We start from the raw sequence: 20,804 nt of genomic DNA on the forward strand, positions 1-20,804 counted from the left end.
TTTTTGTATCTTCCCTTCAACCTTCCCCCATTAATTCATTCTGAACCCAACCGATTATGAAAGAAGCCTTAATTTCCGACCCGATGCTCATCTTGGCCTACCTCTTCACCGTCTTGGCCACGGTATTCGCATTGAGTACTGTAACGGCGTTTAAACGGTTCTTTGATTTTCTGCCCGCTGTGATTTGGGCCTATTTCATCCCCATGATTTCTACTTCGGTTGGGATTATTCCAGACACAAGCCCCCTCTATAGCTGGACTTCAAAATACATTTTGCCTTTTGCATTGTTTTTATTGATGTTAACCATAGACCTTAAAGCCGTTTTAAAACTCGGCAAGACAGGACTATTGGTGATGGTTTTGGCATCCATTTCCGTTTGGATTGCCGGAATAATGGCATATGCCCTTTTTGGCGCGTATCTACCTCCGGAGGCATGGAAAGAATTTGGTGCACTTACGGGTAGTTGGATTGGCGGCAATGCCAATATGGTCGCTGTTGGAAATAGCTTTGAACCTGTGGTGGACCTGAGCCGCATCATTGTAATGGACACCGTAGTGGGCTATGGCTGGTTGGGGATTCTCATCTGGCTTTCTACCTACCAAATGGCCCTTAATAAACATTTTAAGGCAGACACCCGTGTGATTGACGAACTCAATGCCCACCTTGCAGAAGCCGATACGGAAAAAAAACCAATCGAAACACTCCAAATTATGTATATCGTCGGGATTGGCATGGCCGTAACCATTGTTGTGGTTGCTTTGGCACAATTCATGCCCAAAGTTGGCAATCCAACACTGATTAGTGCTTCCACATGGGCCATTTTATTACTCACCACCTTGGGGATTTTACTTTCCCTGACACCCATTCGTAAGATCGAAATTTCTGGTGCATCACGATTTGGATACTTTGCCTTGTACTTTTTGCTTACGACCATTGGGGCACAAGGCGATATTACCAAGATTTTTAACACACCCCTTTATTTGGTAGCCGGTATTTTTTGGATGGTCACTCATGCCGGACTTTTGTATTTGATTGGCAAGATTTTCAAGGCTCCTTCTTTTATTTTAGCCACAGCAAGCATGGCCAATATTGGCGCCGCCGCCAGTGCGCCTGTTGTTGCTGTGGCCTATCAACCCGCAATGGCTCCGGTTGGCGTTTTAATGTCTATGCTCGGCTATGCGTATGGCACCTATTTGGGGCTTTTAGGCGCTTGGGTGATGTCGCAACTACAAGGTTGGTTTTAGACCAAAAGTTCTTCCGCGCCATTGGCCGTTACCACTTCATAAAGTTCGGGGGTTCGGTTAAAGCGGTTTGCATAAGAAGAAGCGATGTTTTGATAGAGAGCCTCCACATGATCTCGGTGAATGAGATTAATGGTACAGCCCCCAAATCCTCCACCCATCATACGCGCACCGAAAACATGTGGTTGTCCCCAAACAGCCTCTACCAGAAAGTCTAATTCTGGACAACTGACCTCATAGAGATACCGAAGGCCCTGATGGGTGGCGGTCATCAGACGGCCAACAGCTTGTAGGTCGTTATCGGATAGGGCTTGACTGGCTGCTTGAATGCGGAGGTGCTCCTCGAGTACATATTGACACCGTCGGTACACCACTGGGTCTAATCGGCTCCGGCTAGCCTGTAACCAAGTAAGCGGGACGGCAGTGAGATTTGTAAGAGTTGGATCAAAGTATTCCTGAAAAAAGGCCAATCCTGCTTCGCATTGTGCCCGACGTTCGTTATAAGCAGAATCCACCAAAGCGTGTTTCACCCCTGTATTGAACAAAACCAACCGAAAAGCCCCCAACGCTAAGGGTACATATTGAAAATCCAAAGTTCGACAATCCAATTTTAAGGTATAACCCGCTTTACCATTTAGGCTTGTGAACATATCCATAATACCACATTTGATGCCAACATATTCATTCTCTGCTTGTTGTACCAACAAAGCCAACTCTTTCCTGCTCAAGCCCAAATAAAAAAGCTCATTCAGACCAAAAGCAAATGCCGCCCCTAATGCAGCAGACGAAGACATGCCCGCCCCAACAGGAATATCTCCAGAGACCACCAAGTTTACAGATGAGACCACCAAGCCTCTTTTTTGGAACTGCTCCATCACGCCCAATAAATAATTGGCCCATGTTTTTTCTACTTGCTTTTGCCAACGAAGATCATCGGTTGTTCTAATGATAACGGACTGGTTCATGTCTAACGAGATCCATTCTCCATAATCGGAAATTGTAGGCAAAACTGCCAAATAAATCCCTTTATCAATGGCTGCCGGAAGTACCCAACCGCCATTATAATCCGTATGTTCACCGATGAGGTTTACCCGTCCCGACGCACGAAAAACACGAGGCATTTCCCCAAATTGGGCCACAAATGCTGCAATGACTTCTTCCTTGGCTACGTTCATCCTTATGATAGCAAAATGGTTGACGGATTCCGACATCTCACAAAGCCAGTACCAATGCCTCGTAGGGCCTTAGCACCGATTTGGCTTCTGGATCTGGATAATTTCCCAACAGAACGCGGGCGTTTTTGAGGTTAATCCCCAAGTTTACGGTTGCTTTTTGGGATTTAAAATTCAACAGAATTAAAAGTTTACGGCCATTCCACTCACGGGCATAGGCATAGATATCCGGATTTTCAGCGTCTAAGAGGGTATATTTTCCATAAACCAATGTTTGTTCTTTTTTCCGAAGTTGGTTCAATTTCCGAAAATAGTTTAACGGCGAATGGGGGTCTTTCTCCTGTGCCTCCACATTGATTTGGTTGTAATTGGGGTTGACGCCAATCCACGGTGTACCAGACGTAAATCCTGCATGTGGGCTTGTATTCCATTGGTGTGGTGTACGTCCATTATCACGATTATAGCGGGCAAATTGGGCCAATATCTGACTTTCCGGTACGCCCTTGTTTTTTAAGTATGTAAACTCGTTAAAAGTCGGTTTGTCTCGGTAGTCTTCGATGCGGCTAAAGCCGATATTCGTCATTCCCAGTTCATCCCCATAATAATAATAAGGCGTTCCACGCATGGTCAGGATAAAGGTACTCAGCATCATAGAAGACAGCGAGCGGAACTCTGGTGCATCATTTCCAAATCGAGAGACCATACGTGCCTGATCGTGATTAGACAGAAAAATAGAAATCCATCCTTTCTCTGCAAAATGGGCATCCCAACGGCTAAAGACTTCTTTAAACTGCGCCAAGGTCCAATTGGGCTTACTGCCTAAATCCACCCCTTCAAACGCATAAGCCATATTGAGTTCGTTTCGGTCTTCATCCACCAGATTATGGGCGTCTTCCATTGTATTACCCGCACCTTCTGCTACACTCATTACGTCGTATTTGCTCAAGACTTCGCGGTTCATTTCCTGTAAATATTCGTGCAACCGAGCCCCCATGGCATAATACTGTAAGAAGTTTTGTTCGTACCCCTCTGGAAAAGGAGGATAGGTGGTATCTTTAGAAACAAATTGAAAAGCATCCATTCGGAACCCATTTATGCCTTTTTTTGCCCAAAAGTGCATAATATCATAGACTTCTTGCCGGACTTTTGGATTTTCCCATTTCAAATCGGGTTGCTTCCGCGAAAAATAATGGAGGTAATACGCATTGGTGGGTTCGTCGTACATCCATGCATCCCGGTTTACATCAAATAAACTATACCGATACGGCGGTTTGCCATTTTCGGCAGGCCACCAATGGTAATAGTCTCGGTAGGGGTTATTACGCGAGGAACGGCTTTGCTTAAACCACTCGTGTTCATCGCTACTGTGGTTCACGACCAAATCCATCACCAATTTAATGCCCCTTTGATGCAAACCTGCCAGCAATTCGTCAAAATCCGCCATGCTGCCAAATTCGGGTTGGATGCTCCGGTAGTCACTAATGTCGTAGCCGTTGTCATCATTCGGAGATTGGTAGATTGGATTCAACCAGACCACATCTACGCCTAAACTTTTGATATAATCCAACTTAGAGACAATCCCTTTTAGGTCTCCAACCCCATCCCCATTGCTGTCTTTGAAACTTCGGGGATAAATTTGATACACCACTGCTTCTTTCCACCATTTCCGGTTTTGCTGGATTTGATCCGTTTTTTGGGGCACAGCCACTTGTTCAACAGGTTTGCACGCGGGCAATAGCAGCACACCTACTAAAACGACCCAAAAAGTCCGACGCCACCCAATACGCTTGGTGAAGAAATCATGGCCGTCTTGGAGGCTACCGACAGCCGCTTTGGTCTCATCCAGAAGACCATATTTATACTTATACATAATTACTAATTTTTGAATAAATTATTAATTCATCACTTATAATGATCCTGGCCGCGTTTTGCCCAACCAGCAACCAGAAGCCATTTCTTTGCATTTTGGATTTAGCACTTTTGTGTGAAGAAAGTACAAATCGAAAGGGCTTCCAATTCGTATGTAAATCCCAATATTTTTTTTTACGAAGCAATGTATGTGGTAATAAGCGCATTTTCAACTGGATGGGTGCAAGCCAGGCGGGTTCCAATTGTCTCAATAGGTCTTGACCTAATTGGAGGGTATTCTTTTTTAGGGCCACGTTTTCGGACATACTTGCTAAAGGCAAGACCCTGAAAGCCCTTCCGATCCATTTTGGTAAAAAAACCCTTTTCTTTGACCATTGCAAAGTGTCTTGAATTTTCATAAAATGCGCGCCGACTCAGCTATGGCCCATTTTGGCCACCTTTTCCCACTGTTTTGAATTCAAGCGGAACCCCTGCTTTTATGACGGACGCAAACACACTCGGATTATGAATCAAGGTATGCAGTTATGGGACTACATCGTCTTTATGCTTTATTTTGCGGTGGTAGCCGCCATTGGTTATTCGATCTACCGTAAACGGGCCAAAACCGCCAGTACAACCGATTATTTTCTTGCGGAAGGCTCCCTCACTTGGTGGGCAATCGGCGCTTCCTTGATTGCCTCCAACATTTCGGCAGAGCAATTTATCGGGATGTCTGGATCTGGTTTTGCGATGGGCCTCGCCATTGCCAGTTACGAATGGATGGCAGCCTTAACGCTTTTGGTGGTCGCCGTTTTTTTCCTCCCGATTTATCTTAAAAACAAAATTTACACCATGCCACAATTCCTGAGCGACCGCTTCGATGGTCGGGTCAGTACTGTAATGGCTGTTTTTTGGCTACTGGTTTATGTTTTTGTGAACCTCTCTTCTATTCTTTACCTCGGCGCACTGACCTTAGAAAGAATGGTGGGGCTAAACTTTATGGTATGCGTGATTGGACTGGCTGTTTTTGCGATTGTTATCACCCTTGGCGGGATGCGTGTGATTGGATATACCGATGTTTTTCAGGTCTTGGTACTCATTATTGGCGGCCTCATTACCGCATACTTGGCCTTAGACTTGGTGGCGCAAAACTTTGGTACAAGTGGTTTTTTTGCCGGACTCAGCATTCTTCATAAAGAAGCACCCGGCCATTTCGATATGATCCTCTCGCCCGATAACAAGTTTTATAGTGAGCTACCAGGACTCACGGTCTTGGTAGGTGGGATGTGGATCGCAAACCTTAGCTATTGGGGAAGCAACCAATATATTACCCAACGGGCTTTAGGAGCAAAAGACTTGGATACCGCACAAAAAGGCTTGCTCTTTGCTGGATTTTTGAAACTCATGATGCCCCTAATCGTGGTCATTCCAGGGATTGCAGCGTATGTGTTACATAATGTGGACCCCGCTTTCAAAGCCAGCATGACCGTAGGGGGCATCGTAAAACCGGACAGTGCGTACTCGACCTTGCTAGACCTTTTGCCGACGGGCCTCAAAGGCATTGCCTTCGCCGCCTTGGTTGCTGCAATCGTGGCCTCTCTGGCTGGCAAAGCAAACAGTATTGCCACCATTTTCACCTTAGACATCTTTAAAAAATTCATGGACAAAGATGCGTCGGAAGATAAGTTGGTACAGATCGGGCAAGTCTCCATCTTGGCCTCTTTTATCATTGCCATTATGGTTGCACCAGCACTCACCAGTTTAGATCAAGGCTTCCAATACATTCAGGAATACACCGGATTTATCACTCCGGGAGTTTGTGCCATTTTCCTCTTAGGTCTTTTCTGGAAAAAAGCCACGCCTACGGCCGCCCTCACAGCAGCCTTGTTAACCATTCCACTCTCTGCAATAATGAAAAGCCTGACGCCTATGGTGCCTTTCTTGGATCGGATGGGGTATGTGTTTCTAATCTTGGTGGCATTGATGGTATTCATTAGTTACCTGAAGCCCGAATCGAGCAAAAAAGAAATTGTAGTGGACCAGGGTTTGTTTGAAACCAGTTTTGGATTTCGGATTGGCGCATTATTGATTATGGGCGTATTGGCTGCTTTGTATATTGCGTATTGGTAAGTATTTATCATTTTAATGATATGATCATCTTTGCAAACTGCCACCTTGTATTAGCATAGACCAAGGTGGCAGTTTGCCTTTTGAATACCCTTCATGATAATTTCTTAAAATGTAAGCGATTCCGGATTTTCGAAACGCTTTCAAAGGTTCTACACAAGAAGTATTTTCCCAGCACACAGATAAAAACGTTTTCTTCTTGTAAAAAAGCACGAAGAATGATTTTTCTTGCCCACCTGTGTCACCCCAACATTCCTAACAACCAAACACTTACCAAACTATGTTGAAAAAACTTTACAGCTTGGTGGCCGTGTTGTTACTTTCGGGAACGTCTTTTGCTTTTGCTCAAAAGACGGTCTCTGGTAAAGTGACAGCAGCCGATTCGGGAGCTCCGCTTCCGGGTGCCACCGTTCAGGTGAAAGGTACCAACACCGGGGCTATAACCGACCTCGATGGTGCCTACTCCATTCGCGTTCCGAACAACAATGCAACCCTCGTTTTCTCTTTCGTGGGCTATGTAAGCAAAGAAGAAGTGGTAGGAGACCGCAATTCCATTAACGTAGCCCTCGGAGAAGACCCCAAAATGATGGAGGTTGTGGTTGTTGGATACGGCATTCAGCGCAAGGCTGATGTGACGGCTGCTGTTTCGTCTGTAAACGTAAACGACGCCAATTTGGGGGTTGTTGCTTCCGTAGATCAATTGATGAATGGCCGTGCAGCTGGGGTTCAAGTAACCCAAAACTCAGGTGATCCAGGCGGTGGCATGACGGTACGTGTACGTGGTGGTGCATCATTGGGTGCCAGTAACGAACCCCTTTATGTAGTGGACGGTATTCCGATGGATACCTCTCCCACAGCAACCAGTAACAGTTTGGGTGCGTCTGGTGCGGGCAATGCTACGTTCCAAGCACGTAACCCGATGAACTTCTTGAATCCGAACGACATCGAATCCATTGACATCTTGAAAGACGCCTCTGCAACCGCTATTTATGGGGCACGTGGCGCCAATGGGGTAGTGCTGATTACCACCAAAAAAGGGAAGGCGGGACTACTTTCTACCAACTATGATGTGTACGTTGCTTCTTCTTCTGCTGCTCGCCGACTGAATCTTTTGGATGCAGCCGAATTCAAAACCCTTCGTACAGCAATGGGCTTAGCAGCCTTACCAGCAGAAGAAAAATATGACACCGATTGGCAGGACGAAATCTTCCGCAATGGCACCTCAATGAGCCATAACCTCAGCTTTGGTGGCGGAACCTCCAATACCCAGTATTTCGCTTCATTGAACTATATCAACCAACAAGGGATTGTTATTTCCTCTGGGTTTGCACGTACAGGTGGCCGGATTAATGTCAACCATAAAGCTTGGGATGGCAAACTCCGCCTTGGCTTGAACATGAGTTCCTCCTATACCTTAGACGATAACGTACCTTCTGGGACTGCTGACGGATTTAGCGGCGGTATGTTTACCAACGTCTTCCAGATGCACCCCACGCAGCCAGTGACGAATGCCGATGGCTCGTACTTTGAATTTGCACGTGCCACCCGTAACCCAGTAGCAATGGCCAATACGGTTGAAGACGGGATCAAAACCACCCGTTCATTGGGAAATATCTTTGCAGAATTAGACCTGATCCCCGGCTTGGTAGGCCGTGTGAGCGCCGCTGCCAGCCGTTCACAAGCCAGCCGTCGTTTCTTCATTCCCAAGAATACCCCATTGGGGGATGAGTCTGGTGGACAGGCCATTCAAGGGAACCGCGAGTTGACCAATCAGGTTTTCCAAGGCCAATTGACCTATAACCCGAAAATTGCGGCCAATCAAAACCTCAGTGTTACCGGGGTTTATGAGTACAACCAATACGAAACAGAAGAATTAAATGCCCTTTCGTATGGTTTTACCACCGACGTAAACAGCTTTAACCGGATGGAGTCCGGCAAGACCCAACAAACCAGCTCCTATCATGCGGTTAACAAACTCATTTCCTTTATCAGCCGCGCCAACTACGACCTAAACGGAAAGTATTACCTGCAAGTAACGGGCCGCTATGATGGTTCCTCGCGTTTTGGCCCGAATAACCGCTGGGCATTCTTTCCCTCGGCATCGGTCCGCTGGCGTTTAAGCAACGAAGAATTTTTGAAAGGCAACAGCACCATTTCAGAACTTTCACTGCGTGCTTCTTATGGCCAATCGGGACAAGAACGCATCGGAGATGACCTGTGGCGCGCCACATTGGCTGCCAATACCAACTTTATCGCAGGTTTGGGCGGTCAACAAATTACGGGATATGCTTCTACGCAGCTTGCAAACCCTGACCTGAAGTGGGAAACCATTTCTTCTACGAACTTGGGGATTGATTTTGGGTTGTTTAACAGCAAGATTCAAGGTTCGCTCGAACTGTATCAAGCAAAAACCAAAGACCTCTTGCTCGCAGTACCACAACCATTTGGCGTCGTAAATACCCGCTTTGAAAACGTTGGTTCTACCGAAAACAAAGGGTTTGAATTTAACCTCACGGGTTATATTTTAGACAAAGACGACACCTCCCTCTCGATTACCGCCAACATCGGTGCCAACCGGAACCAAGTAATTGAATTGGATGGCCGCGAACAATTACCTTATGCGGTGCGCGTTACAGGAGCCGGATATTCCGAAGCGCCTTTACAAGTGGTTCGCGTGGGTTTCCCCGTAACTGGAACCTTTATTGGTAGAAAATACACGGGGTTGGACGCCAGCGGTAAAGAAACCTATGCCGTCGCTCCCACCACGGGCGATACGGCCGTTGGAAATGGCCTTGAAGTACTTGGAACCGCAGAGCCAGATTTTGTATATGGCCTCGCTACGAAATTTACCAAAGGCAATATTGACGTAAACCTCTTCCTCCGTGGCCAAGTGGGTGGGATGGTCTTTAACAACACCGCAGCCGTCTATGGCTATCCGGGTTCCTCACTCAAGCAAGGCCAAAATGGGATTATCCCTTATGACATCACCGAAATTAGCGCATTAGCCAAAATTGAAAGCCCTGGATTTGCCTCCAGCCGTTGGCTTGAAGATGCCAGTTTTCTCCGTGTAGATAACCTTACGATTGGCTATCGGCTGGCCAATATCAGCAAGCGTGTTCGGACTGCCCGCGTATATCTGACTGGTCAAAACCTCTTCCTCCTCACTGGATATTCGGGATACGATCCGGAAGTTGCAGGCTTTGGCAACGGTGGTGGGGTTGGTGTGGACTACTTGGTTTATCCGAAAGCCCGTACCATCACCATTGGTGTAAACTTAGGTCTCTAAAATGGATAACGGTGGAAGCGCCCCTTCTCTCAATGGGTTATTCCTCATGCATCTAACATAAAACCGAAAACTTATATGAATAAATTTTTCAAATCCCTTCGTGCAAAGACGCTGGCGGTTGGAATCGTACTGCCGTCGGTACTGGGGACGGTAAACTTTGCCTGTACGGACTTAGATACCACGCCGTATAGCCTTATTACACCGGATCAATTCTTCAAGAACGATGCCGAATTCTTGGGTGCAATGGCGCCAGTCTATGCCCAATTGCGTGCCCTGCAATGGTCTTACCACAACATTCAGCAGCACTCCACCGACGAAACCATGGTACCGCAACGCGGTGGTGACTGGGGAGACGGCAACCGCTGGAAGCAATTGCATCGCCATACATGGGACAAATCCCATAGCGACATAAACGACGCATGGAACTCGTCTTATACAGGCATTGCGCGCGCCAACTCCTTATTAGAAGCCTTAGATGCCTCAACGCTGGCTTCAGCAGCGGCATATAAAGCAGAAGTGCGGGTATTGCGTGCGTTCTATTATTATACCCTGTTAGATATGTTTGGTGGCGTACCGATTTATAAGGGCGCTACGGCCGACAAAAACAACCTTCCAGCAAGAAGCACCTCCGCAGAAGTGTTTAGCTTCATCGAAACAGAGCTAAAAGAAGCCTCTGCTGTGTTGCCAAAAGCGAAGGTACATGGACGGGTAAACTATTACAGCGCCCAAGCCTTGTTGACCAGAATTTACCTTAACAGCCAATTCTTTACCGGAACCGTTACCACGGCAGGCCTGCAAAAAGGTACTGCAAAATGGAATGAACTCATTGCCGCTGCGGACAATGTGATCAATTCTGGTGAATATGGATTAGAGTCGGATTATTTCGCTTCCTTCATACCAAACAACCAAGGATCGAAAGAAAACCTCTTTGTCTCGGTTAACTTAAATATTGGTGGAAATGGTCTATCCTTCAATCAACGCCAATTACACTACAACCATGCCCTGCCACAAAGTCCTTGGAATGGTTTTACTACACTTGCTGAAACCTACAACAAATTCTCCGAACAAGATTATCGGAAAAATATGTTCCTGATTGGTCAGCAGTGTTCGAACTTTACCAATGCCGACAAGGACGGAAATTGTCCTGCTGGTACGACGAAACTCACCGACCGCCAAGGAAACCCTTTGATCTTCACCTCGACGGTGGCAAACTTTGACAATGCCAACGAAAGCGAAGGCATCCGTGTATTGAAATGGGGTATTGATACTGGTGCTGTCGGTGGAGATTCCAAGAACGACTACGCTTGGATCCGTTATGCCGACATCCTGCTTGCCAAAGCAGAAGCCCTGAACGAAACAGGCAATACCGCAGGTGCTGCCGCATTGGTTAACCAAGTCCGTACCCGTGCAAAATTAGGCAATCTGAGCGCTGCACAAACAGCCTCACAATCCGCCATGCGGACAGCCATTTTTGAAGAACGCGGGTATGAGTTCATTATGGAAGCTGTTCGTCGCCTCGACATGATCCGTGCGGGAACCTATACCAGCGCAGATTGGCAGTTCAAGGAGAAAAAAGAAGCCTTCCGGGTACTGTATCCGATACCACAAGGTGCCATTGACGCCAACTCGAAGCTGACCCAAAACGCAGGGTATTAATTCGGTTTAGCCACTGGCCTGTACATTTATCGTAGAGGGAATAATCCTTGCCTGCCGGTTAAACCGGAATTATCAGGGGTTATTCCCTTTTTGTTTCGTATTTTGAAGCCGTTTATGTCCACGCTTTTTTCCCAAACAACCATGCTCAAGTACGCTATCGGGCTACTTTTTGGCGGCCTGTTGATTTTGACCTTGCCTGCCTGTACCCCCGATCCACACGACCCATACGAACCCCAACGCCCTTTGTTCACAAGATTAACGGCTTCTCGGACGGGAATTGAATTCAAAAACGAACTTTCCCCAACCAAAGATTTCAACATCTTCACCTACCGAAACTTCCACAACGGAGGTGGGGTCGGGATTGGAGATTTTAATGCAGATGGAAAACCCGACCTCTTTCTAACCGCCAACCAGCGTTCCTCCCGATTATACCTAAACAAAGGCAAACTCCAATTTCAAGACGTTACCGAGGCCGCAGGGGTGGCCGTCAACAAAGGCTGGGCAACAGGGGTGGCCGTTGCGGATATAAATGCCGATGGAAAATTAGATATTTACATCTGTAATGCGGGAGATAAAGATGGTCAGGCGCGTGCCAACCAACTCTTTATCAATCAAGGCAATGATGCACAAGGGCATCCCACTTTTACCGATGAAGCAGCGAAGTATGGCATCGCAGATGAAGGGGCAACCACACATGCAGCCTTTTTTGACTATGATTTGGATGGCGATTTAGACCTTTATGTGTTAAACAATTCGTTTCGTCCGGTTTCTTCGTTTGGTATGCGGAACATCCGACACGAGCGGAACGATGTGGGCGGCCACAAACTATATCGGAACGAAGGCAATAACCAATTCAAAGACGTAAGTGCACAAGCAGGTATCTATGGAAGTGAAATTGCGTTTGGGCTTGGTGTGACCGTTGGCGACATAAACCGCGACGGTTGGCCAGATATTTATGTCTCGAACGATTTTTTTGAACGAGACTATCTTTATATCAATCAAAAAAATGGCACTTTTTCGGAAGAGTTAGAAGCCCAAATGCCCTCACTCTCAATGTCTTCGATGGGTGCAGATATGGCCGATCTCAACAATGATGCCTATCCAGAAATATTTGTAACCGACATGTTGCCGGAAGACGATCTCCGGTTAAAAACCACTACCATTTTTGAAAACTGGGATGTACGAAAACTCAAAATAGCCAATGGCTATTGGAATCAATTTACCCGAAATGCCCTGCAATTAAACAATAAAAACAATACTTTTTCGGAAATAAGTGCGATGACCAAAACCGATGCTACGGATTGGTCTTGGGGCGCACTTATGGCAGATTTTGACTTGGATGGTCATAAAGATATTTTTGTCTGTAACGGGGTTTATAAAGATGTGACCAATCAAGATTTTTTGGAATTTTTCCAGAGTGAAGCCGTGGTACGGGAATTTGTGGTGGATCAAAATGCCGACTTCCGACCGCTTTTAGACAAAATCCCCAGCCGACCATTGCCCAATTACCTTTTTCGGAATGAGGGCAATCTTCAATTCCGGAACGTTGCCAAAGAATGGGGATTGGCCGAACCCAGTTTTTCCAATGGCGCCGCCTATGCGGACTTTGATGGAGACGGAGATTTAGATATGGTCGTTAATAATGTGAATGAAACAGCCGCTTTTTACGAAAACAATGCCCGTGCCATACACCCCAACCACTTCTTGCAACTTCAGTTTAAGGGAGATGCTGGAAATATACGCGGGATTGGCGTTCAAGCAACCATCATGGCCAATGGCCAATCTTTCTATCTGGAAAACATTCCACAACGCGGCTTCCAGTCTTCCGTAGATGAAGTGATGACATTTGGGCTTGGCGACATTCAGACCATAGATACGCTCCGTGTGGACTGGCCAAACGGCAAAAGCCAAGTACTTACCCAAGTCAAGGTAAACCAGAAACTGAGCCTCCAACTTGCCCATGCAACCTTAGCCACATCACAGTTCCGCAAAAACCCATCTCCACCGCTTTTGAAAGAGGTAACAACGCAAAGCGGACTTGACTTTACCCATACCGAAGGGGAATTCTCGGACTTTGACCGAGAGTTTTTATTGCATCGTATGCAATCTACCGATGGCCCCCGTATGGCCGTGGGCGATGTAAATGGCGATGGGCACGAAGATATTTACATCGGAGGCGCAAAAGACCAAGCGGGTTCATTGTTCTACGGAACTGGAAAAGGCTTCCGAAAGGGCAATCAAGCCCCTTTCGAGGATGCAAAAGCCGCAGAAGAAGTGGCTGCGGTCTTCTTTGATGCCGACAAAGACCAAGATTTAGACCTCTATGTGGTAACAGGGAGTTCGGAATTTGGACCAGATCAGGCCAATTTACTGGAAGACTTGCTTTACTTGAATGACGGCAAAGGCCATTTCTCGCGGGCGGAAGGCAGAATTCCTGCCCGATACGATGCTGGCTCGGTGGTTGCTCCCACCGATTACGACTTGGATGGGGATATGGACCTATTCGTTGGATCGCGGGTCATTCCAGGACAATATGGCGTAAAGCCTAAATCTGTACTATTGCGCAATGATGGAAAAGGATATTTTACAGATATTACAGCAGATCTTGCCCCTTCCTTAGAACATGCAGGAATGGTGACCGACGCCCATTGGATGGATCTCAATGGTGATAAACGTCCAGACCTGATACTGGTGGGCGACTGGATGCCTGTCACCGCTTTTCTGAACCATAAGGATGGATTAAAAAAACATACCCCGCCGGGCCTCGAAAACACCTATGGATGGTGGAGCCGCATGGTGGTAGAAGACACTGATGGAGACGGTGACGAAGACCTAATCCTAGGCAATTGGGGTTGGAACTCGGTTTTGGGCCAGCCCACCTCGGCCCACCCCACAGAGATGTATGTAGGAGATTTAGATCAAAATGGGCTGAATGAGCAGATTTTGGCGTATTACAAGCCATTAGACCAAAAAACCTTGCCCTTCGCACTGCGTGGTGATTTGGCGCGGCAGATGCCTACCGTCAAGTCCAAATTTCTGAAATATGCAGACTATGCAAACAAAACAGTTCTGGAGATATTTCCCACCGAGGCCCTTAAGAAAGCCCAATTCTTCCGTGCAAATACCTTTGCCACCACCCTCTTCGAAAACATAGGGAAAGGAAGCTTCCGTGAAGTGACGCTACCTGCGATGACACAAATTACCCCGGTTTTTGGTATAGCCGTCTGGGATATAGATCGCGATGGGAAGAAAGACCTGATATTAGGAGGAAACCTCCGGCGTGTGAAACCCCAAATTGGTGAACTGACTGCTGGATATGGTATGGTATTAAAAGGCATAGGAAAAAATCAATTTAAGCCCCTACCCGCCTTCCAAACCGGACTTCGTATCCAAGGCGAGATACGCGACATACGCCCGGTTGGCCCTTTTTTGGTCGTCGCCCGCAGTAATGCAAAAGCCGTCGTTTTGGCGGTCAACCCTTAATAGAATCCCATATGACCACGAAACGTTCTTTTTTTGTTTTTTTATCCGGTGTTTTCTTTATTGCAATGCTTTTTTCTGTGGGCTGTAACGATGCAGAAGGCCCTAAACGCTTTCAGAAAATTCCGGTCACGCAAAGTAATATTGCGTTCAAAAACGAATTACCCGAAGACAAGGATTTCAATATCATCAACTACCTCTATTACTATAATGGCGGCGGCGTAGCCATTGGCGACATCAACCGAGACGGCTTACAAGATATTTACTTCACTTCCAACCTTGGTTCCAATAAATTGTACCTAAACAAAGGTAATTTTGTGTTTCAAGACATTACGGCCAATGCAGGGGTTGGGCTTCGGAATGCCAATTGGAAAACAGGGGTAACGATGGTGGATATCAATGCCGATGGATGGTTGGATATCTACGTCTCTACCGTTTCTGGCATAGAAGGTCGCGCGGGGAAAAACGCCCTCTTCATCAATAATAAGGACAATACGTTTACAGATCGTGCCGCCGATTTTGGCCTCGCACAAGAAGGCTATGGGCAACAAGCTACTTTTTTTGACTACGATAAAGATGGTGACTTAGATGTTTACTTATTGCGCACCTCTGTCCACTCCGAGAACAACTATCGGCCCGTAGCCATCCGTAACACACGCGACCCCAAGTCAGGGGACAAACTCCTCCGAAACGACAATGGGAAATTTACCGACGTTTCTGAAAAAGCTGGAATTTGGGGCGGGAGCATTGGGTATGGACTCGGAATTGCCGTCGGAGACTTAGACCAAAACGGCTATCCTGATCTCTATATTTCGAATGACTTCCATGAAGACGACTATCTCTATCTGAACAATGGCGACGGAACCTTTTCCGAGAAAATAAAAGACGCCATGCCCCATACCTCGCAATACTCTATGGGAACCGATATTGCAGATGTTAACAACGACGGTTTGTTGGACGTGATGACCCTAGACATGATGCCAGACGAGGAACCCATCCGGAAAGCCTCGGAAGGGGCTGATCGAGTAGATGTTTATCGGATGAAGCGCGAATATGGATATCACCACCAATTTGCCCGTAATGCCCTACAACTCAACCGAGGTAATGGCCGATTTTCGGACATCGCGCCGTATGCCAACGTCTTTGCCACAGATTGGTCTTGGGGTGTTCTCTTCGCCGATTTGGACTTGGATGGAAATAAAGACATTTTTGTATCTAATGGGATTTATCGCCGTCCTAATGACCTCGATTTCCTTTTTTATATCTCAGACAAAAGCATTCAGCGGGTGGTTACGCCTCAAAATTTGGAAATTTCCCGTAAAATGCCACAGGTAAAAATTCCCAATTATGCCTTCCGCAATACGGGCAAAACGCAATTTGAGCAAGTTTCAAAGCAATGGGGCTTAGACGACTTGGCCTATTCTAATGGGAGTGCTTATGCCGATCTGGACAATGATGGCGACCTAGACCTGATCACCAATTGCATCAATGAAACGGCGGGAATTTATCGTAACCAAACCCTTGAGCAAGACCAACAACGGTTTTTAACGGTGAAATTGGAAGGAACTGGGCTGAATACACAAGGGATTGGGGCGAAGGTGCAGGTTTTTTCCCGCCAACAAATGCAAGTACAAGAACAAAACCCAACACGTGGTTGGCTTTCATCCGTTACCCCTTTGTTGCACTTTGGTTTGGGTAAGAACGGACATGCAGACTCCATACGGGTTATCTGGCCTGATGGCAAATACCAAACCCTTTCCGCCCCAAAATCCAACCAAACCCTCACCCTCAAACAAGCCGAGGCCACGAGGACTTGGATAGAAACCAAGGCAACCACCGCCGGATTCGGTTTCGAGGACATCACAGCAAGTTCCGGTGTTCGGTATATCCACAAAGAAAATGAATACACGGATTTTAACCGCGAATATTTGATTCCGAAAATGGTTTCGCAAGAAGGCCCTGCATTGGCAACGGGCGATGTAAACGGCGATGGAATCCAAGATTTTTATGTCGGAGGCGCCTCCGGAATGCCTAAACAACTCTTCTTTGGCAAAAAAGAGGGGACCTTTGGCCTAAGTGTACAACCAGTCTTGGCTGCCGACTCGCTCTATGAGGATACGGATGCCATTCTGGTGGATGTAGATCAAGATAATGACCTCGACCTCGTCGTGGCAACAGGCGGCGGTATGTGGCCAAAAGGCGAATTGCTCGCGCAATCTCGGTTGTACCTAAACGATGGAAAAGGACAATTTACCAAAGCCACTGGATGGCCGTTGGTACGTGGTAACGCCGCTGCCCTCGCTGCTGCCGATATGGACGGAGACGGCGATACCGATCTGTTTGTCGGAATGAGGAGCGAGGTCTCTGCCTATGGCATGAAGCCCCGTTCTTATCTTTTGGAGAATACGGGAAAAGGCATATTTAAAGATGTCACTGCTTCAAAAGCGCCAAAACTCGCCCATATTGGTATGGTGGCCGATGCCACATGGCGTGACGTAAAAGGTGATCGAAAACCGGAGCTGATTTTGGTCGGAGATTGGATGCCGGTCACCATTTTCGGCAAAAATGGCGCCGTTTGGGAGGTAATGGATTCCCCCGGTTTAGCAAATACGAATGGCTGGTGGAATGCCCTCCACGTTGTGGATATAGACGCAGATGGAGACAACGACCTAATTGCAGGCAATTTAGGCGAAAACAGCATTTTTAATTCCAGCCTGCCCCTCCGTCTTCATATGAAAGACTTTGATGCCAATGGCAGCCCCGAAGCCATTATGACCTACCGCCGAAACGATACAGAATATGCTACCGACCGCTTAGACGATCTTTTTCAGCAACTTCCCATACTTAAACAGCGCTTTGCAGCATCGTTCACAAAAGCAGGTGAGCAACCCTTTAGTGGCCTGTTTTCATCCGAACAACGATCTGGCGTGGCCGTTCAAGAAGCAACGCTGTTGCAGTCCTCGGTCTTTATCAACGATGGAAAGGGCGGATTTACCCGAAAGGCATTGCCCATGGCGGCACAATTTTCGCCCATTTTTACCATTCAGAGCGCAGACCTCAATGGAGATGGGAAATTAGACCTGATCACCGCAGGGAATTTCTATGGGGTGAAGCCCTCCGTTGGGCGCTATGATGCAGGTTTTGGCACAGTTATGTCCGGTGACGGCAAAGGTGGATTTACGGAAGTTCCTAACCATACAACGGGGCTGTGGCTGACGGGTGAAACCAAAGCAATCCGTTTCATCCAAAACCCCAACGGTTCCTTAACGCTTTTGGTCGCACGAACGGGAGATGCGTTGCACATCTGGCGATATGCAAAACATTAACCAAGATAAATATTACCTTTTATGAAACGATTCTTTTTATGGCTTTTTCTGACGTCATTTACTCCTGTTATTGCGTGGGCACAGTCCCATACGGGCTTTGTTCCACGATTTGACCTCCCACGAAGTGGTCCATCTTTGCAAAGAACCATTCAGAACAGCGCTTTTATGGGGGTCATGGGTCGAAAATCCGCAGCATTTGGCTACGAAAACAAGCCACTTGAAATGTGGGTGTATCCACTCAAATTGGTACATGATTTTAAGTTAGACTTCATCACCGAGTACGAAGAAACCCAAGTTCCGGTGAGTGGCTCCGAAGCCGTAACTTCTATTGAGGTGCGCCCAGAATCAACCATTCTGACTTATCGCCATGCCGCTTTTTTGGTACGTCAGATCATTTTTGCTCCTGTACACGAACCGGGCTTGGTCATGCTCTTGGATATTGACTCACCTCGCCCACTCACAATTCGCGGTTCTTTCCGTCCTGCGTTGTCGCTGATGTGGCCTGCCGGATTGCAAACGGGCAATATCTTCTGGCAACCCGACCAACAACGCTATGGCATAGTAGAAGAATTGGGCAAGTATGTGGGCATCGTTTCGGTTCCGGGCGCACAAGACCGCTCCATCATCCCCTACCAAGAAGAACCCAGAGACACTCCAAATACCTTTGAAATTCGGGTATTGCCCGAAACCCATCGTGGACATTTTATTCCCCTTTTTATTTCCGGTGGAACGGATGGTTGGCAAGTTGCGGAAGAAAACCTTAAACGCCTCCAAGCGAATCCAAAAGCACTCTACGAACAAACAACCGCTTACTACAAAACCTTTTTGTCCCAGACCACGTCCATTCAAACACCCGACGAGCGCCTTAATGCCGCTTATACATGGGCAAAAATCGGAACGGAAAAAGGTGTCGTGGATAACCCTCAATTAGGAACCGGACTTGTGGCCGGATTCAGAACGTCGGGAAACTCCGAAAGACCCGGTTTTGCGTGGTTTTTTGGACGAGATTCCCAGTGGACGGAATTGGCCATGCTCTCGTATGGAGACTTTGAGACCGTTAAACGAGGGCTTAACTTCCTCAAAAAATTCCAGTTTGAGGATGGACGTATTCCGCACGAGATTTCACAGTCTGCCGGATTGATAGACTGGTTTGGAAAGTACCCTTTTGGAAAAGCAAGTGCAGATGCCACGCCATTGTATGTCATCTTGCACCATGCCTATTACCAAGCAACGGGCGATCTTGCTTTTATCCGCGAAAATTGGCACTCCATCAAAAAGGCTTGGGAATGGACTTCAAAAACCGATACCGACCAAAATGGCTTGATAGAAAATACGAATTTTGGACACGGATGGGTGGAAGGCGGAAAACTCTATCCGCCACACGAAGAAATGTATATGCAAGGACTTTGGATAGAAGCGTGCAAAGGAATGGCTAAGTTTGCAAATATAATGTATGAACCTCAGTTGGCCGACCAAGCATCGGATTGGGTACGACGAACCCAAGAAGCCATGGAAAAAACCTATTGGCTGCCCGAAAAACAATACTATGGCTATGCCACATCTAAGCCCGCCGAGAAAGAAAAAACGTTTGTACCAGACGGCCTGATGCCCACCAACCGCGAAACCGATGCACGCGGCTTTATGCAAGAAAGCACCGTCTTACCAGCCGTCCCGATGTGGTTCCGAACCACTGAACCTGATAGGACACAAAAAGCCTTAGACGAAATCGGTTCAGGAAGATTGGCTACCGATTGGGGACACCGCATCTTAAATAGCCAATCTCCGATATACGATCCGATGAGCTATCATTATGGCTCCGTCTGGCCGCTTTTCACGGGTTGGGCCAGCCTCGCCGGATACAACTACGGACGGCCACATATCGGATACCAAGCCCTGATGGCGAATGCCTTGCTCACCTTTCAAGATGCCTATGGTTATGTCACCGAATTGCTCTCAGGAGACTACAATTCTGCTTTCGGGAGAAGCTCACACCATCAAATTTGGTCTGAAGCAATGGTCATCTCACCACTGGTGCGAGGACTTTTTGGTATAGAGGCCCTCAATGGAGGCAAAACCTTGGCCTTTAGTCCCCAAGTCCCCGCCGATTGGGATCAATACAGCATCAAACAGTTGCGTATTGGAGAAGACTGGGTGAACATCAACGCAAACCGATCCCCCAACCGCGACCAATACAACTTCTCTGGTCAAACCAAAGGCACAGAAGTTCGGTTTGAACCTGTGTATCCAAACAACGCCAAAATCAAGTCGGTCTTGGTGAATGGAAAAGCCGCTACCTTCAAAACCGAGCCTTTTGGCGATGGACAAAAAGTGGTCATACCTATTTTCACGGTAGATAAAAGCGAAGTCCTCATCCAGCATGAAGCCGGAGCGGGGGTCTATGTGCGACAAACAGAAGCACCTCTTGGCGGAAAAAACACACAAGTCAAGGTCTTGCGTGCAAAAACGGAAGGCAAAGTACTGACGCTACTGGTAGAAGGTCTTGCCGGAACCCAGCAATCGGTTTTTGTTCGCGGAACGCTAAGCCCGACAGCTACCAATGGCGTAACGATTGATAAACTTTCTAATGGAGATCATGAGGTGCAAATAAACTTTACCGGAAAACAAGATTCGTTCATCCGTCAGACCATTCGTCTGCCTCTTCGTTAGA

The 20,804-nt window shown here is 47.2% G+C and carries 9 protein-coding genes; 7 read left to right on the forward strand and 2 right to left on the reverse strand.

Going from position 1 to position 20,804, the window contains the following annotated elements; all coding sequences use genetic code 11:
- Window positions 1-56 precede the first annotated feature (56 nt).
- Window positions 57-1,244: a DUF819 family protein gene (locus tag JNN12_10105; protein ID MBL7978682.1), complete on the forward strand. Its 1,188-nt coding sequence runs from the start codon at window positions 57-59 to the stop codon at window positions 1,242-1,244.
- Here JNN12_10105 and galK read toward each other — a convergent pair.
- Window positions 1,241-2,416 carry a galactokinase gene (gene galK, locus JNN12_10110; protein ID MBL7978683.1) on the reverse strand — a complete coding sequence of 392 codons (1,176 nt, stop codon included), beginning with the start codon at window positions 2,414-2,416 and terminating at the stop codon, window positions 1,241-1,243. The genes JNN12_10105 and galK overlap by 4 nt on opposite strands.
- A 37-nt stretch (window positions 2,417-2,453) precedes the next feature.
- A complete protein-coding gene (locus JNN12_10115) occupies window positions 2,454-4,283 on the reverse strand; it encodes an alpha-glucosidase (GenBank protein MBL7978684.1) in 1,830 nt (609 codons plus the stop codon).
- Between the two features lie 503 nt (window positions 4,284-4,786).
- Here JNN12_10115 and JNN12_10120 point away from each other — a divergent pair.
- The 6 genes from JNN12_10120 (at window position 4,787) to JNN12_10145 (ending at window position 20,803) form a co-directional block, all read left to right on the forward strand.
- Window positions 4,787-6,391, forward strand: a complete 1,605-nt coding sequence (locus JNN12_10120; GenBank protein MBL7978685.1) for a sodium/sugar symporter — start codon at window positions 4,787-4,789, stop codon at window positions 6,389-6,391.
- A gap of 277 nt (window positions 6,392-6,668) precedes the next feature.
- Complete coding sequence (locus JNN12_10125) at window positions 6,669-9,674, forward strand: TonB-dependent receptor (protein ID MBL7978686.1); 3,006 nt, start codon at window positions 6,669-6,671, stop codon at window positions 9,672-9,674.
- Window positions 9,675-9,749: 75 nt separating this feature from the next.
- On the forward strand, window positions 9,750-11,330 hold the full coding sequence (locus JNN12_10130; protein ID MBL7978687.1) for a RagB/SusD family nutrient uptake outer membrane protein: 1,581 nt from the start codon (window positions 9,750-9,752) through the stop codon (window positions 11,328-11,330).
- Window positions 11,331-11,471: 141 nt separating this feature from the next.
- Window positions 11,472-14,813, forward strand: coding sequence for a VCBS repeat-containing protein (locus JNN12_10135; GenBank protein ID MBL7978688.1), 3,342 nt, complete (start codon window positions 11,472-11,474; stop codon window positions 14,811-14,813).
- Window positions 14,814-14,824: 11 nt separating this feature from the next.
- Complete coding sequence (locus JNN12_10140; protein MBL7978689.1) at window positions 14,825-18,136, forward strand: VCBS repeat-containing protein; 3,312 nt, start codon at window positions 14,825-14,827, stop codon at window positions 18,134-18,136.
- Window positions 18,137-18,157: 21 nt separating this feature from the next.
- Window positions 18,158-20,803: an amylo-alpha-1,6-glucosidase gene (locus JNN12_10145; protein MBL7978690.1), complete on the forward strand. Its 2,646-nt coding sequence runs from the start codon at window positions 18,158-18,160 to the stop codon at window positions 20,801-20,803.
- The last annotated feature ends 1 nt before the right edge of the window (window position 20,804 follow it).

This window comes from Bacteroidetes Order II. bacterium, assembly GCA_016788705.1.
Lineage (GTDB): Bacteria > Bacteroidota > Rhodothermia > Rhodothermales > UBA2364 > UBA2364.